Below are 16,649 nucleotides of genomic sequence, written 5' to 3' on the forward strand. Positions count from 1 at the left end.
ATTACTGTACAATTATTTGGTGTGTAACCGCTCGAATCGGGTTTTCAAACTTCAAAAGTACCTAGATTTGGCGAGTCTTAAAAATGAGGAGGTGCACTAAATGTTCGCAATTATTAAAACTGGTGGAAAACAATACAAAGTTTCTGAAGGAGATGTCATTAAAGTTGAAAAAATCGAAGCTGAAGCAGGCGATAAAATCGAATTTGATCAAGTATTAATGGTAGCTGGAGACGATGTTAAAGTTGGAAGCCCTGTAGTAGAAGGAGCTAAGGTTTCAGCTGAAGTTTTGGATCAAAAGAAAGACAAGAAAATTGTTATTTTCAAATTCAAAGCTAAGAAAAACTACAGAAAGAAAAAAGGTCACAGACAACCATATACATTAGTTAAAATCGAAAAAATTGATGCTTAATGGTAACTGTCGATATTTTTAGAAAAGACGAAAAATTTGTAAAAGTCAAATCAACTGGTCATGCTGATCATGGATCCTATGGAAATGATGTGGTCTGCAGCGCTATCAGTGTTTATCTGATTAATACTGTTAACACATTTACTGAAATACTTAAGCTTGACAGTGATAAGTTGAAATTTCATTTTGAAAGCGGAGATGCTTTCTTCGAAATAAACTATGACTTACTAAATGAGACTGAAATGATTCAAGTGGATATTTTGATGAAATCATTGGTATTCGCTCTGGAATCAATACGAAACGAAAATATAAAACACTTGAAAATTAACTATCGGGAGGTGTAATAATGATAAAATTAGATTTACAATTATTCTCTAGTAAAAAGGGAGTAAGTTCTACTAAGAACGGTCGTGATTCCGAATCCAAAAGATTAGGAACTAAAAAAGGTGACGGCCAATACGTTCTAGCTGGTAACATATTAGTTAGACAAAGAGGAACAAAAATACATCCAGGCAACAACGTTGGAAAGGGTGGAGACGATACACTTTTCACTAAAATTGACGGAGTAGTTAAGTTCGAAAGAATTGGTAAAAACAGAAAGCAAGTTTCTGTATATCCAAAAGAAGCTTAATTTTTAGCAACACCTTTGTTATGATTATAAATTGGATTTCCTTTTTATAATCGTAAGGTGTTGCTTTTTTAGTGGAAAATAATGTAAACTTACAAGTATAGTGAGCATTAATAAAGAGGTGAAAAATGTTTATAGATGTAGCGAAGATAGAACTAAAAGCTGGAAAAGGTGGAGACGGTTCTGTTGCATTTAGAAGAGAAAAATACGAACCATCAGGAGGCCCTGCAGGTGGCGACGGCGGAGATGGCGGTAGTATAATAATTGTCGCAGACAAAGACATTAAAACTTTGATGGATTACAGTTACAAATCCATTTATAAAGCTGAAAATGGTGGCGACGGCAGAAACAAAAAACAATTTGGTAAAAAAGGTGAAGATTTAATTCTTAAAGTTCCAGTTGGAACTTTGATAAAAAATTACGATACAGATACGGTTATCTACGATGTAAAACACGACAAGGAAGAGTTTGTAATTTGCAAAGGCGGCAAAGGCGGAAAGGGAAATGTTCATTTTAAATCATCTATAAGACAAGCGCCAAGATTTGCAGAGCCTGGAGCAAAAGGTGAAGAAAAAACAATTAAGTTAGAATTAAAACTCTTAGCTGATGTTGGATTGATTGGTCTTCCTAATGTTGGGAAATCTACACTGTTGTCTATAATGTCAAACGCAAGACCTAAAATTGCAAATTATCACTTCACAACACTTGAGCCAAATCTTGGAGTGTGTAAAGTAGGAGAAAAAAGTTTCGTGCTTGCAGATATTCCTGGATTAATTGAAGGAGCAAGTGAAGGGCTGGGACTTGGTCATGATTTCTTGAAACACATTGAAAGAACTAAAATTTTAGTTCATGTGTTGGATATTTCTGGAAGTGAAGGTAGAAATCCAATCGAAGATTTTGAACTTATCAATAGCGAATTGGCTTCATACAATATCAAATTGAACGACAAGAAGATGCTCGTGGTTTTGAATAAAACTGACCTAGGGGCAGAAGATAATATAAAAGAATTCAGAGAAAAATATTCTGACAAAGTTGATGAAATCGTAGAAATAAGCGCTGCTACAACAGAGAATGTGGACAAACTTATGTATTTGATTGCAGATACTTTGGATAGTATAGAAGATGATTATTCTACATTGGATGAACAATACGTTTACTTTGAAGAGGAAAAAGAACCTGATTTCAAAGTTCGAAAAGAAAACGAAAACTACATTGTCGAAGGTCCGTTGATTGAAAACTTAATTTACAGAACAAACTTTGAAGTGTACGAATCTGTTAACCACTTGCAAAAAGTTCTCGAAGACAAGGGAGTTATCCAACAATTAAAAGATCTTGGAATTCAAGATGGAGACAACGTAGTTATCGGTGATGTAGAATTTGATTTTTACGAATAGGAGATAAAATGATAACACCAAAACAAAGAGCGAAATTAAAAAAGATTTCTCATGGTTACAAACCACTTGTAAATATCGGCAAAGGTGGAATTTCAGAAAATACTTTGAAACAAATCGATGATACTTTGAACAAGAGAGAAGTCATGAAGATAAAAATTCTCAACAATAATTTGGACGATAGAGATATGTTGATAGACGAAATATTGACAAAACTTGACTGTGAATTTGTCAGATATATGGGAAATATTCTAACAATTTACAGAGAGTCTGAAAACAAGGTAATAGATTTAGATGATTAAAGTCGGAATAATGGGTGGGACTTTTGATCCCATTCATATAGGACATTTGATATTAGCTATGGAAGCTATTAATTACAAAAATTTGGATGAAGTGTGGTTTATTCCTACTGGTAATCCGAATTTTAAGCAAGATAAAAATGTCACAGACAAACAAAAAAGATTTGAAATGGTGAAGATTGCCACACAGGATAACAAGAAGTTTAATGTATGTGATTATGAAATCAACAAAAATGGCGTGACATATTCATGGGAAACTATGAAATATTTGAGAGAAAATTACGACTATGATTTTTATTTTATAATGGGCGAAGATTCGCTAATGAGTGTGGAAACTTGGGAAAATGCAGAAGATTTTTTAAAAAATACTAAGATTTTGGCTTGTATTAGAAGACAAGAAGAGATTTCCAAACTAGATGTAAAAATCGATGATTTAAAATCAAAGGGATATATTGTGGAGAAAATTCCCACAAGTTTTATAGATATTTCTTCTACAAAAATCAGAGAGAAAGTTCAAACAAATCAGGATTTTAGGTATTTCGTGCCAAATCAAGTTTTTGAATATATTGTGAGAAACAAATTATATGAAAGTTAAAGAAATAGAAAATAATTTGAGTAAAATGCTCAAAAAAACAAGATACGAACACGTTTTGAGAGTAAGAGACAAAGCTATTGAATTAGCAAAGCTTCACAATCAAGACGTTACAAAAATAGAATTAGCGGCACTACTTCATGACTGTGCAAAAAACAACGAAGAGATGTATTTGGATAAGTACAAGAAAGAATTTGAAGAGCTTAGAGAATTGAGGGGGAAAAATCCTGATATGGAAAATCCTAAGTTATTGCATTGCTATTTGGGTAGAATTGTCGCTAACAAAGAATACGGCGTGAATGACGAAGAGATTTTGGATTCGATAGAATTTCACACAACTGGAAGAACTAATATGACTGATTTTGAAAAAATAATTTACTTGGCTGATAAGACCGAAGATAAGAGAGATTATGATGACGTTGATGAAATCAGAAGATTATCCAAAATAAATTTGAATAAAGCAATTGTCAAATCACTAGATGATACGATAAAATATCTTATAGAAGGTGAGAGGGAAATATCTATCACTAGTGTTAATGTCAGAAATTATTTATTGAAGGGAGTATAGATGACTGAATTAGAGTTAGTTCAAAAAGCAATAGACGATAAGATTGGAAAAGACATTGTAACTTTGAAATTAGATTCAGCTGTTGCAGATTATTTTGTGATTGCAACTGCCAATGCACCTAACCACGCTCAATCTATTATTGATGAAGTGGAAAAAGTGTGCGACGAAAATGGTTTTGAGATTTTAGGAAAAGAAGGTTACAGCGAAGGTAACTGGATTTTGCTAGATCTTAATGATATTATAGTACATGTATTTACAGAAGAAGCACGTTCTTTCTACGATATAGAAAGATTGTGGAATTAGGAGGACAGTATGAAATTTTTACATTCAGACAAAGCACCTGCTGCAATTGGACCATATTCACAAGCAACATCTGCTAACAAAACAATTTATGTATCAGGACAACTTCCAATCGTTGATGGAGAGTTACAAACTGATATAAAAAAAGCTACAAAAGCATCATTAGATAATATTTTACATATTATCGAAACTGAAGGCGGCAAAGTAGAAAACATCGCAAGAGTTGGCGTGTTCATGCAAGATTTATCACAATTTTCTGATATGAACGAAGTTTATGCAGAATTTTTTGGAGAACACAAACCAGCAAGAAGTGCAGTTCAAGTTGCAGCTCTTCCAAAAGGAGCAATAATCGAAATAGAAGCAATTGCTGAATTAGACTAAGAATTTTTCCTCTGGGTAAATTATACTCAGGGGATTTTTTTGTTTAAATCGTATTAAATTGTTAAGAAATTTTATTAATTCGTTTTGAATGTCAACAATTATCAAAATTGATACCATTTTGTAACTTTTTATGATATTATGTATGTATATTAGGAGGTTGTATCTATGAAGAACTTAAAAGATATTGCTAAGGTATCGTTTGTTGCACTGTCTGTGTCATTAATGATTTCTACAGGATCAATGGCTCAAACAGAAAACGATAAAAAAGATGTAGAAAACGAGCTTAGTGCCAAATATACATCAATTAGCACACATAATCAAAGTAAGTTGACTAAGAAAGCTAAATTGGGATACGCTAACGTAGACAACTTACAAAATGAAAAAAAGGAAAATGATGATTTGAATCGTGAAGATTTAAAATCTACAGATTCAAATAAAGATATTAAGGAAAAGTCAGAAAAAAAAGAAGCTTCAGAGTCTACAAAAGATGAAGAAGAAACTGAAAAAGAAGTTATATCTGAAAAATCAGATGTAAAAGATACAGAAGAAGTCTTAGAAGATTCGCCTATTAAAACTGAGAAATCTGTATCAAAGGAAAATTTAGAAGAACAAGTTTCTGAAGAAACTGATGACAAAAAAGCGCAAGATGAAGAAGTAAAAGCATTAAATTCTGCTGGACAAATCATTCCTTCTAGAATTGCAGGTCAAAACAGATACGAATCTGCTGCACGAATTTCAAGAGAACAATTTACTAATGCTAAGAAGGTTATTGTTGTTAATGCACAAAAATACGCTGATGCATTGAGTGCAACGACTTTGTCTGATGGAAAATATTCTATTTTATACACAGAAAAAGATTCACTTCCAACAGCTACAAGAAATGAAATTCAAAGACTTAACCCTGTAGAAGTATATCTTCTTGGTGGCAAGGAATCCATTAGTTCTGGAATTGAAAACATATTAAAGAAATACTCAAATAAAGTTACTAGAATTGCCGGAAGAGACAGATACGAAACAAGCGCAAAGGTTGCAGCTATGAGCAAGAAAAAGAACGTAGTTATTGCAAGTGGAGAAAACTTCAGCGACCCACTTTACGCATCTTCTTATGCTTATTCCAACAACGCTAAGATTTTGTTGAGTTCTGGAAAAACTTTGTCCAGACAAACAAGAGATTATTTACTTAGAAATAAATCTAGTATTGGAAAAGTAACAGTTGTTGGTGGAGGACAATCCATATCATCGGCTACAGTTAGATATATTCAATCAGTAACCGGCAAAAATGTGAGTAGAATTAGTGGCAGAAACAGATACGATGGATCTGTAAAAGTGGCTAATTCTATGAAAAAGGATAAAGTGTTCATTGCAAGTGGGGAAGATTTTGCAGATGCGTTGGCTATAAGTCCATTGGCTCAAAAATTAAATGCACCGATTTTATTGAGTTCAAGAAGTAAACTAGACACAAGTGTCATAGCATTCTTGAATAACTTCAAAAAGTCGATCAAGGATGTATATATTGTTGGTGGATACAGAACTATCGACAACAACGTATATGGTACTGTTAAAAATGTTTTGGCAAAAACTCCAGAAAAGCCGAAACCAAAGCCACCAGTTGTAAAGGATCAATCAGATATTATCGAAGAAGATAAAGCGATAGGTTTGCACGATTTCGTGGTTGCAAAACACTCAACAAAACTTTACAATGCTGCAAATAGTTCTGCAAAATCTGTGAGAGATATCAACACTTCAACAGTTATGCAAGTTATAAATATTTTAAAAAACGGATGGATGCAATTGGATATAAATGGATTTAAAGGATATGCAAAAATTGATGATTTTGGAATGTTTAATCCTAACAAATACAGATTAGTATTTCAACAAGGAGCAGACCTTTCAAAATTCAACCGCAATGTAAATATGAAATTAGCTAAGCAAAATGGAATGGATTTTGTGATATTAAAAGCCGGTTCTGGATACAGTGGAGAAGATCCAAAATTCCAACAAAATTATAGAAACGCAAAAGCTGCTGGATTAAATGTTGGAGCGTATTGGTACTCTTATGCAGTAAATGTCGAAGAAGCTAAGGAAGAGGCTGTAAGATACTTGAAGATATTGAAAAACAAGCAATTTGAATACCCAGTATATTTGGATTTTGAAGATCCTTCACAAAGAAGAATTCCAACAAAAACAAAAACAGATATGGCGATTGCCTTTATGAGTATTCTTGAAAAGAATGGATACTACACAGGATTGTACAGCTCAGGATATTGGATTAACAACCAATTTGAAAAGGAAAGATTGAAAGATTACGATATTTGGATTGCACATTGGCACGTTACAAGTCCTAACTGCTTCACACCAGATTATGGAATGTGGCAATTCACAAATAAATCAAAAATAAAAGGCGTTCCAGATACTGGAGAAGGTGGAGTGGATATGAACTATTCCTACAAAAACTATCCAAAGATTATAAAAAATGCCAAACTAAATAATTTTTAAATTAGAGCTCTGAAAAGAGCTCTTTTTTGAATGCGTATAATTTACAAAAAATATGGTATATGGTAAAATTTGAGTTAGTTAAAAGGAGTGAATGATATGAAATTAGGTATTGTGGGGCTTCCAAATGTAGGAAAGTCCACACTTTTTAATGCGATAACAAAAGCAGGTGCAGAAATGGCGAATTATCCATTCTGTACGATAGATCCTAACATCGGACTTGTAAATGTTCCTGATGAAAGAGTGTATAAATTAGCAGAACTTTTTAATTCCAAGAAAGTTATTCCAGCAACTATCGAATTTTACGACATTGCAGGTCTTGTAAAAGGCGCAAGTAAGGGAGAAGGTTTAGGAAATAAATTTTTGGAAAACATTAGAGAATCCGATGCTATTGTTGAAGTTCTAAGATGTTTTGAAGACGAAAACATAGTTCACGTTGATGGTTCAGTGGATCCACTTAGAGATATCGACACTATCAACTACGAACTTATTTTGTCTGATTTGGAAATGGTTGAAAGAAGATTAGAAAAATCCAGAAAATCTTTGAAAGGTAATAAGGATTTGAAGGAAGAAGTGGATCTTCTCGAAAAAATCTACGACGTTTTATCAGAAGGAAAATCAATCAGAATCTTGGATTTGGACGAAGATGAAATGAAACTTATGAGAAGCTTCAATCTTTTGAGTGTAAAGCCAATAATTTACGTGTGCAATGTAAGTGAAGACGAAGTAGCAGATGCTTACGAAAACAACGAAATGGTTCAAAAAGTAAAAGATTTTGCCAAATCTGAAGATGCAAAAGTAGTTGTAATCTCTGCGCAAATTGAATCAGAAATTTCTGCGTTGGATAGCGAAGAAGACAAGAAGGAATTTTTGGAAGCAATTGGACTTGAAAAATCAGGAATTGATGATTTGATTACACAAAGTTACGATTTGCTTGGACTTATGAGCTTCTTGACAACTGGTGAAGATGAAACTCGTGCATGGACTATCAAGAAAAATACTCCTGCAGTACAAGCAGCTGGTAAAATCCACACAGACATTCAAAGAGGATTCATCAGAGCAGAAATCGTAAATTACGATGATTTGATCGAATTAAAATCTATGCCTGCAGTCAGAGAAAAAGGACTTATGAGATTGGAAGGCAAAGACTACTTGATGCAAGATGGAGATGTAGTTCATTTTAGATTTAACGTTTAAAATAAAAACACATATAAGTATCAAAAACCAGTTAAAGGGATTGGTAATATATTAGAATATAAATCAAAACCGTATTAGCTAAGAATATCATTCGTAAAAAATAATTACAAATTCTAGCGAAATGAAGCGTTAAAAAATCTCATTGTTTGAGTGCGTAGCCCGAGTTTGAGATTTTAGCTTCATAAGCTTTGAATTTGTTTGTTTTTGGAGACAGATATTTGTGCTAATTGGTTTTGATTTTTTTATTAGAATAATTTACAAACTAGGTATTAATTTACCTAGTTTTTTTGTTAGCGTGAAAATAAACATCGTTATTTTTTGTGATATAATTATTATAACTACGAGGAGGTAATTTATGATTACAGAAAGATTAGAAAAGCTAAGAAAAAAAATGAGCGAAAGAAATATCGATGCGTATGTTGTATTATCGAGCGATCCTCATACATCTGAATATTTAGCAGATTATTATAAAACTAGAAAATATATTACTGGATTTAGTGGTAGTGCAGGAACTGCTGTAATTTTGAAGAAAAAAGCGGCTTTGTTTACTGACGGACGATATTTTATTCAAGCTGCAAAGGAACTTAAAGGGTCTACTGTAGAATTGATGAAGATGGGTGAACCTGGGGTTCCAACTTTAATTGAATATTTGAATGAAAATGTCGGCGAATGTGGAAAAATCGGAGTTGATGGTCTTACTTTGGACTATAACGATTATTATCAATGGTTAGAAAAATTAGGCGACAGAATGATAATCACAGATGTGGATTTTGTTGGAGATATTTGGGAAGATCGTCCTGAAAAACCAAACTCAAAAGCTTATGCATTTGATGTGAAATACTGCGGCAAGGATACTAAGACAAAATTAAAAGAGTTGAGATATTTTATGGATTCCAACGATTGTGATTATAACTTTATAGGTTCTTTGGATGATATTTGCTACCTTTACAATATTAGAGGTAACGATGTTTTGTACAATCCTGTTATCATAAGTTATGCATTGGTTGGAAAAGATTTTGCTAATTTGTACATTGATGATGAAAAAATCGACGATGATTTGATTGAATTATTAAAAGAACAAGGTGTTACTGTAAAAGCTTACGAAAAAGTCTTCGAAGATTTGAGTGAACTTCCAGGAAAAAGTGTTTTATTCTTGGATCCATCTAAGACAAATGTTAGAATTTACAATTCAATTAATTCAAATATTAGAATTTCAAAAGGAATTCAACCTACAACTTTGATGAAAGCTCACAAGAATGAAACAGAAATTAAAAATCAAAAGAATGCTTACATCAAAGACGGCGTTGCGTTGGTTAAGTTTTTCAATTGGGTAGAAACAGGTACTCCAACTGGAAATGTTACTGAAATGAGTGCAGCAGATAAGTTGAGATATTTCAGAGAACAAGGCGATTTGTTCATGGATTTAAGTTTCGGTACTATATCTGCATATGGAGAAAATGCGGCACTTCCTCATTACGAACCATCAGTTGATCATCCAGTCACTTTACAACCGAAGGGATTGTACTTGGTTGATAGTGGTGCGCAATATTTGGATGGAACTACTGATATTACTCGTACGGTTGCTCTTGGTGAATTGACTGATGATGAAAAACTACACTATACTTTAACATTAAAATCACACATCAATTTGATGACTACAATCTTCCCTAAAGGAACAAAATCATCGAGCTTAGATCCAATTGCAAGAAGACCTATTTGGCAAGAAATGTTGGATTTCAGACACGGCACAGGTCATGGTGTGGGATTCTACCTTGGTGTTCACGAAGGACCACAAAGAATTTCGTCCGTAAATAATGATATCGACATGGACGAAGGAATGGTTACTAGTGACGAACCAGGAATTTATATTGAAGGTTCACACGGAATTAGAATCGAAAATATTATGCACTGCATCAAAGTTGGAGAATCTGAATTTGGAGAATTCTTGGGATTTGAATCATTGTCTATTTGTCCAATTGACACGAGACCTGTTATCAAAGAAAAATTACTTCCTTTCGAATTAGAATGGTTGAACAATTACAATAAAGAATGCTACGAAAAATTATCACCATACTTGGAAGGATCTGACTTAGAATATCTTGAACAACAAACAAAAGCAATATAGAAATGTTTGATATAAAAAAAGAACTGCAAAAAGTACCTCACAAACCAGGCGTTTACATTATGCACGACAAGAATGACGAGATAATCTACGTTGGCAAGGCGATTGATTTGAGAAGACGTGTGGGTCAATATTTTGATTCATCAAAAAAACTCGCAAAGGTCGCTGCAATGGTAAGTCACGTAGAATATTTTGAATATATTATCGTGAATAATGAATGTGAAGCTTTGGTTCTGGAATCAAACTTAATCAAGAAAAACAGCCCGAAATACAACATCGTTTTAAGAGACGATAAGCAATATCCATACATCAAAATCACGAACGAAAAGTTTCCAAGAGTCTTGAAAACTAGACGTGTTTTGAAGGATAAGGCGAAGTATTTTGGGCCTTTTCCTAATGCTTATGCAGTTAATGATATTATAGATTTAATTCATGAAACGTACAAAATCAGAACGTGTAATTTGAATTTTGATAAGGGTCAAAAGCTTAAGAGACCTTGTTTGAATTATTATATCAATCGTTGTGACGGAATGTGCGTTTATGATGTTAACGAAGAATATTACAACAAAGAATTGTTAGAAGTGGAAAATTTCTTGAATGGTCGTGAAGATGACTTGACTAAGAAATTGACCGATAAAATGATGGCTGCATCCAAGAATTTGAACTTTGAATTGGCAGCTAAACTCAGAGATTCTATTGCAAATATTCAAGTGATTTTGGAAAAACAAAACATCACCAACACAAAAGGATTGGACTTGGATATGATATCCATGGCTAGAGAAGCGGAGACTGTATGCGTTCAAGTATTTTTCATGAGAAATGGCAAAATTATTGAAAGACAACATTTCATTATCGACAATAAATACGAAGAATCAAACGAACACATTGTAGGAGAATTTTTCAAACAATTCTACATTGATTTGACTTACGTTCCGAAACAAATCCTAACCGATATTGAAATCGAAGACAGAGAGCTTATCGAAGAAATGCTAACTGAGAAAAAAGGTTCCAAGGTCGAAATTAAAATTCCTAAAAGAGGTAACAAGACTGATCTCTTGGAAATGGTTCGAATAAACGCAAAAGAAGGACTGGACAAATACATTTCCAGACATTTGAAAAGAGAACGTAATCGTGAGAATGCAATCTTAGATTTGCAAGACATTACAGGGGTTAAACCAATTGATAGAATTGAATGCTACGATATTTCCAACACAAGTGGCGTGGATTCTGTGGGAAGTATGATTGTGTTCAAAAACGGGGCTAAATCTTCCAAAGATTATCGTAAATTTAAAATAAAAACTGTAGAAGGTGCCGATGATTATGCATCGCACAGGGAAGTATTGACGAGAAGATTCAGAAGACTTTTGGATTCTGATAAAAGAGACAACAGCTTTGATGAAATGCCTTCTATAATTTTGATGGATGGTGGCAAAGGTCAAGTCAACATCGCAAAAGAAGTGTTGAACGAATTCAACTTGGATATCCCGATTTTGGGTCTTGTAAAAGACGATAAGCATAGGACGCGTGGAATAATTTACGAAAACGACGAAATCAGGTTGAAAGTGAACACTCCTTTGTACAGGTTGTTGTTTGCGATTCAAGAAGAAACACACAGATTTGCAATCAATTATCACAGAAAACTTCACGAAAAAAACTTCAAGAAATCTGAATTAGACAATATAGCCTTAATCGGAGAAAAAAGAAAAAAAGCTTTGATGAAACATTTTAAAACTCTTGACAGAATAAAAAAAGCCAGTATAGAAGAGCTTTGCAAAGTTGATGGAATGAATGAAAAAGCAGCAGAAAATATAGTGAATTATTTTAAGCAATAATTTGCTATATTTTTTATTGTAAAGAAATATTGATTGATGGTAATATATAAGGTAGTGAAGGATGGATGGTTTATGACAAGAAAAAATTCTACTTTAATTAAAATGATAATGCTTTCAATATTTGTCGCAATAGGAGTTGTGATATCTCCAATTTTGAGAGTGGTTGGATTTTGTCCGACACAACATTTTGTTAATATAGTTTGTGCGGTATTTTTGGGACCATGGTATGCACTTTTGTGTGCTACGTTGATTGGGATAATCAGAATGTCATTAATGGCAATTCCACCGTTAGCGCTGACTGGAGCTGTGTTTGGGGCGTTTTTGTCGGGAGTTTTGTATAAGAGAACGAACAAATTGATTATGGCTTGTATTGGAGAAGTTATTGGAACTGGAATAATAGGATCAATTGTAAGCGTTCCTGTTATGAAGTTTTTCTTCGGAAAAAGCAATTTGACTTTGTTTTTCTACACGCCATCATTTGTACTTGCGACTTTAATGGGAGCGACTGTAGCATTCGCATTTTTAAAGGCTATGCAAAAAAATAAAATGCTAGATAAATTAAAGGAAAGTATCAATGGATAATTTAATACAAAAAATGTCAGAGATTTACTCTGATTTGTACAACAGTAATAATCTGATTCATTGCCTTACGAATGCGATTTCAATCAATGATATGGCAAACGCAGTTCTGAGTGTTAACCAAAGTCCGTTTATGGCAGATAATCCACGAGAAGTCGAAGATGTTACGAAAAATTCTGATTCTCTGTTGGTAAATTTAGGAAACATCACGGATTATAGAATGGAATCAATCAAAAAATCCCTACGAATTGCAAATGAAAACAACATTCCAATTACATTGGATTTGGTTGGAGTGAGTGCGTCAAAATTAAGGCTTGATTTCACACTAAAAATCTTGCAAAAATACACAATAACTTGCATAAAAGGAAATTACAGCGAGATAAAATCGCTGTTTAGTAAAGATTTAAGTACAAAAGGTGTGGATTCTAGAAAGCTTGAAGTAGACGATGTGATTAATTATTGTAATAATTTGCACGAAAAGTACCATTCAATCGTTGTGGCAACAGGGCATACGGATATTGTGTGTTCAGATGAGATTTATCTGCTTAATAATGGCGATGAAAGGCTTTCAAAAATCACTGCGACAGGTTGTGTTGTGGGAAGTTTAATAGCGTGTACACTTAGCGTATCCCAATCGATAGAAGCATGTGTTCTAGGAGTTACTATGATGAATATTAGCTGTGAAATGGTGGATAAAAGTGTTGGACTTAGTTCTTTCAAAATCGGTTTGTACGATAATTTATCCAAAATAAAATGGGAACAAATAAAGGAGAATATAAATGCGAGAAAAGTTGAATCTTAGCTTGTACTTGGTTACTGATAGGACAAATGTTAAAGATGAGGAAGATTTTTTAATAAAAATTGAAGATTCTCTTAAAGGTGGAGTAACATTGGTACAACTAAGGGAGAAAAATATCTCTACAAGAGAATACATAGACTTGGCGAAAAAAGTGAAGGTAATTTGTGACAAGTTCGATGTGCCGCTTTTAATTGACGACAGAATTGACGTTTGCTTGGCAAGCGAGTGTGCAGGAGTTCATCTTGGAGATGAAGACATGGAAATAAAAGATGCAAGAAGAATTCTTGGAGATAATTACATTATTGGTGCAACGGCTAAAAGTGTTGCCAGAGCTATACAATGTGAAAAAGAAGGCGCAGATTATCTTGGAGTTGGGGCGATTTATCCTACAAAAACCCATGTTAAAACGAAGATAACATCGGTTGAAACTCTAAGAGATATCAACAATAGCATAAACATAAAAACTGTCGCTATTGGCGGTTTAAATGAGGATAACATAGATGTATTAAAAAACAGTGGTGCAAGTGGGATAGCAGTTGTAAGAGCGTTGATGAATGACGACAATCCACAAGAAAAAGCGCACAGATTATTAGAAAAATCAAAACAAGTTTTAGAATTGAGGTAATTATGAAAAACAAATTTAAATTAGTATTGTTAGTTATGGTGTTGATGTTGGTTATGGTATCTTGCAAAAAAGCAAATCCAATCACACTTCCAAATACAGATGATTCACAAGTAATCACAGTTACAAAAATCGAAGAAAACAAGGAAGGACCAACAGCATCCATCACTTCGAAAAAAGATATCGTAGACACAATTAAATTGATAAAAGAAAAAGCAAAACCAACTAGAAAACAATCAAACAACGACACACCAGCTAACACTAAAGATTTCAGAAAAATGGAAATATTCTACGGAAAAGACGAAAAAATGACGTTGTATTTGTACCAAAACAAAAAATTCTATATCGAAAAACCATACGAAGGAGTGTGGGAAATCGACAAGGATACGTTTAACAAATTAATCGGTGCAATGTAGTTTTATAGAAGAAATTTATTGTGTAGATAAACCATCATACACGAATATCTAGACTTCAAAAATTGTTGATTTCTAAATTTCAAATTCCTAAAATTGCAAACTCGTTTCACTCAAACAGTGCAATTTTTAACGGATTTCTCGATTTAAAATCAAATCAATTTTTTCCGTATGATATTCTTAGTATGATTGGTTTACTATTAAATACGAGTAATAATTTAGAGTGCATTTCGATGCGCTCTTTTTTCTTTGAAAAAATATTGCATCTGTGTCTAATCTGTATTATAATAACTAATACAAGGAGGACAGAATGATTAACATAAATACGACGAGTGATGTTCCGATTTACACTCAAATTCGAAACGAGATTATTAGAGAAATTGCCAATGGCAACTTACAAAATGGCGACGAACTTCCTTCTGTTAGACAATTTGCAAATGATTTGGGAATTAATCCTATGACGATTAGCAAAGCTTACAATATTTTGAAGGACGAAAAAATAATTGTAATAGATAGAAGAGTTGGGGCGAAGATTTGCGTGGACGAAGGTTATTCACGAAATTCATTTGAAGATGAATTGAAACTACTGTTAATGGAAGCGAAAATTCGCGGCAAATCACAAAAGGATATTAAAAATATAGTGGAGGAAATTATAAAATGATTTGGAAATTTATTTTATTTTTTAGTTTGGTGTTTATTTTGTTCATCATGCGAAGAATGAACATATATACATTGAAAATAAACGATACTTTTATGTTGTATACAAATTTTCCAAAAGGTCATGAAGATGATGAGTTCATCGTCGATTTGCTGGGAAAAACTAAGAAAAAATTGAATATTTTATTTGCGGTGAGCATTGTTTTATCTTTTCTTGTGTTACTTGATTATGATTGGATAATGCTTGTATATTACAATTTAATAGTCGTGTATCTTGTGAGTGCAAATATTATCGAATACAACGCAATGAAAGAAATACGACAATACAAAAAGGACAATAATATATCGACTGAGAGTAGTATTTTGACGTATGATTTGAAGACTTCAAGAGATATTGAAAAAAAGAAAATCAAACTAAAAGCCTGGATAATTCCGCTGGTAGTTCAAATCGTATTGTTGGTAGCTTTTTTCAAAAACAGCGAGATGTTCTTCGTCATAATTTTGTTGCTAGTCGCAATGAGTGTGAGTACAATATTAACGGGATGGTTTTTGGGAAGGAAAAACACCAAAGTTTATTCGACTAATTCTGATGAAAACTTAAAGTTGAATGAAGAAAGCATCATAAAAGTACAACAAACGATGTATGCGATATATATAATGTTTATAGTTTTAGGATTTGTCGTAGCTTACTATTCATCAAAAGATATTTACAGAATTTTCCCGATTTTTTCATACATTGTTTTGTATACATTAGCGATAATATTGGCTCTTTTTAAATATCAAACCATAGCAAAAAACTTAACTGCGATTAATAGCGACTTGTACAATGGGGACTTCTTTGATCCGTGGGGTTATTATAATCCGAAAGATGACAGGCTTATGGTTGAAGATGTAAGCGTAAGAAATGGTAATATGACATTTAATAGGGCAAAATTATCAGGCAAAATACTCTACGCATTGACTGCAGTTTTATTGATTTCAATTGAATTTATGATGATAAATATGAGTTTACCAAAAACGTATACTGTAGATAACACGCCAAGCACTCTCACAATCACTGAATCTGTTTATACTACTGTAATCGACAAAAAATCAATCGAAAAAGTTGAATTAATCGAAGATATCAACAAAACAGATGGCGTTAGATTAAATGGAACATCACTAAAACGCTATTCTTATGGAAAGTTTTCAATAAAAGGAATTGGAAACTGTGATGTGTACATTCACAACGATAATCCAAGGGCTATTTGGATAAAGACTAAGGATAATAAAAACCTTGTGTTTAATTTCCCAACTGTAAAAGAAACCGAAAAGTTTTATAAAAATTTACGCTAATTGTTTTTTTTGTAAATTCTGGGTATATATTAATT

Annotated in this window: 19 protein-coding genes and 1 other annotated feature; all 19 genes read left to right on the forward strand. The window is 33.0% G+C overall.

Translation table 11 applies throughout. The annotated features are described in order from the left end of the window. Nucleotides 1-15 precede the first annotated feature (15 nt). Nucleotides 16-88: a sequence feature (ribosomal protein L21 leader region), on the forward strand. A 12-nt stretch (nucleotides 89-100) separates the two neighbouring features. After that, complete coding sequence (gene rplU / locus ABDJ34_RS07175; RefSeq protein WP_094208313.1) at nucleotides 101-409, forward strand: 50S ribosomal protein L21; 309 nt, start codon at nucleotides 101-103, stop codon at nucleotides 407-409. Beyond that, nucleotides 409-750, forward strand: coding sequence for a ribosomal-processing cysteine protease Prp (locus ABDJ34_RS07180; protein WP_094205326.1), 342 nt, complete (start codon nucleotides 409-411; stop codon nucleotides 748-750). Before rplU ends, ABDJ34_RS07180 begins: the two co-directional genes overlap by 1 nt. 2 nt (nucleotides 751-752) lie before the next feature. After that, nucleotides 753-1,037 (forward strand): 50S ribosomal protein L27, encoded by a 285-nt coding sequence (gene rpmA / locus ABDJ34_RS07185; RefSeq protein WP_035109683.1) that lies wholly within the window; start codon nucleotides 753-755, stop codon nucleotides 1,035-1,037. A 125-nt stretch (nucleotides 1,038-1,162) separates the two neighbouring features. Then, entirely contained in the window at nucleotides 1,163-2,428 is a 1,266-nt protein-coding gene (obgE, locus tag ABDJ34_RS07190) for a GTPase ObgE (RefSeq protein ID WP_412701868.1), read from the forward strand. An 8-nt stretch (nucleotides 2,429-2,436) separates the two neighbouring features. Continuing rightward, on the forward strand, nucleotides 2,437-2,727 hold the full coding sequence (locus ABDJ34_RS07195) for a YhbY family RNA-binding protein (RefSeq protein WP_002835523.1): 291 nt from the start codon (nucleotides 2,437-2,439) through the stop codon (nucleotides 2,725-2,727). Further along, entirely contained in the window at nucleotides 2,720-3,319 is a 600-nt protein-coding gene (gene nadD, locus ABDJ34_RS07200; RefSeq protein ID WP_412701869.1) for a nicotinate-nucleotide adenylyltransferase, read from the forward strand. Before ABDJ34_RS07195 ends, nadD begins: the two co-directional genes overlap by 8 nt. Further along, nucleotides 3,309-3,884: a bis(5'-nucleosyl)-tetraphosphatase (symmetrical) YqeK gene (gene yqeK, locus ABDJ34_RS07205; RefSeq protein WP_412701870.1), complete on the forward strand. Its 576-nt coding sequence runs from the start codon at nucleotides 3,309-3,311 to the stop codon at nucleotides 3,882-3,884. The genes nadD and yqeK overlap by 11 nt, the downstream gene beginning before the upstream one ends. After that, on the forward strand, nucleotides 3,885-4,187 hold the full coding sequence (gene rsfS / locus ABDJ34_RS07210; RefSeq protein ID WP_002835520.1) for a ribosome silencing factor: 303 nt from the start codon (nucleotides 3,885-3,887) through the stop codon (nucleotides 4,185-4,187). It abuts the gene before it with no gap. 9 nt (nucleotides 4,188-4,196) lie between these two features. Next, nucleotides 4,197-4,565: a Rid family detoxifying hydrolase gene (locus ABDJ34_RS07215; RefSeq protein WP_094224410.1), complete on the forward strand. Its 369-nt coding sequence runs from the start codon at nucleotides 4,197-4,199 to the stop codon at nucleotides 4,563-4,565. Between the two features lie 165 nt (nucleotides 4,566-4,730). Next, a complete protein-coding gene (locus ABDJ34_RS07220) occupies nucleotides 4,731-7,061 on the forward strand; it encodes a cell wall-binding repeat-containing protein (RefSeq protein ID WP_412701871.1) in 2,331 nt (776 codons plus the stop codon). Nucleotides 7,062-7,157: 96 nt separating this feature from the next. Next, nucleotides 7,158-8,255, forward strand: coding sequence for a redox-regulated ATPase YchF (gene ychF / locus ABDJ34_RS07225; RefSeq protein ID WP_412701872.1), 1,098 nt, complete (start codon nucleotides 7,158-7,160; stop codon nucleotides 8,253-8,255). Between the two features lie 355 nt (nucleotides 8,256-8,610). Further along, on the forward strand, nucleotides 8,611-10,380 hold the full coding sequence (locus ABDJ34_RS07230) for an aminopeptidase P family protein (RefSeq protein WP_412701873.1): 1,770 nt from the start codon (nucleotides 8,611-8,613) through the stop codon (nucleotides 10,378-10,380). A 2-nt stretch (nucleotides 10,381-10,382) separates the two neighbouring features. Further along, nucleotides 10,383-12,209, forward strand: a complete 1,827-nt coding sequence (gene uvrC, locus ABDJ34_RS07235) for an excinuclease ABC subunit UvrC (protein ID WP_412701874.1) — start codon at nucleotides 10,383-10,385, stop codon at nucleotides 12,207-12,209. A gap of 72 nt (nucleotides 12,210-12,281) precedes the next feature. Next, the gene (thiW, locus tag ABDJ34_RS07240) at nucleotides 12,282-12,791 is read left to right on the forward strand and encodes an energy coupling factor transporter S component ThiW (protein WP_094203323.1); all 510 of its coding nucleotides are present in this window, start codon (nucleotides 12,282-12,284) and stop codon (nucleotides 12,789-12,791) included. Further along, entirely contained in the window at nucleotides 12,784-13,590 is an 807-nt protein-coding gene (thiM, locus tag ABDJ34_RS07245) for a hydroxyethylthiazole kinase (RefSeq protein WP_412701875.1), read from the forward strand. Before thiW ends, thiM begins: the two co-directional genes overlap by 8 nt. Continuing rightward, nucleotides 13,568-14,212, forward strand: coding sequence for a thiamine phosphate synthase (gene thiE, locus ABDJ34_RS07250; RefSeq protein ID WP_412701876.1), 645 nt, complete (start codon nucleotides 13,568-13,570; stop codon nucleotides 14,210-14,212). Before thiM ends, thiE begins: the two co-directional genes overlap by 23 nt. Nucleotides 14,213-14,214: 2 nt before the next feature. Then, nucleotides 14,215-14,625, forward strand: coding sequence for a DUF5301 domain-containing protein (locus ABDJ34_RS07255; protein ID WP_412701877.1), 411 nt, complete (start codon nucleotides 14,215-14,217; stop codon nucleotides 14,623-14,625). A gap of 307 nt (nucleotides 14,626-14,932) precedes the next feature. Beyond that, nucleotides 14,933-15,283 (forward strand): GntR family transcriptional regulator, encoded by a 351-nt coding sequence (locus ABDJ34_RS07260; RefSeq protein WP_094206842.1) that lies wholly within the window; start codon nucleotides 14,933-14,935, stop codon nucleotides 15,281-15,283. After that, nucleotides 15,280-16,614 carry a PH domain-containing protein gene (locus ABDJ34_RS07265; protein WP_412701878.1) on the forward strand — a complete coding sequence of 445 codons (1,335 nt, stop codon included), beginning with the start codon at nucleotides 15,280-15,282 and terminating at the stop codon, nucleotides 16,612-16,614. Before ABDJ34_RS07260 ends, ABDJ34_RS07265 begins: the two co-directional genes overlap by 4 nt. The last annotated feature ends 35 nt before the right edge of the window (nucleotides 16,615-16,649 follow it).

This window comes from Finegoldia dalianensis (genome assembly GCF_046255015.1).
GTDB classification, from domain to species: Bacteria; Bacillota; Clostridia; order Tissierellales; family Peptoniphilaceae; genus Finegoldia; species Finegoldia magna.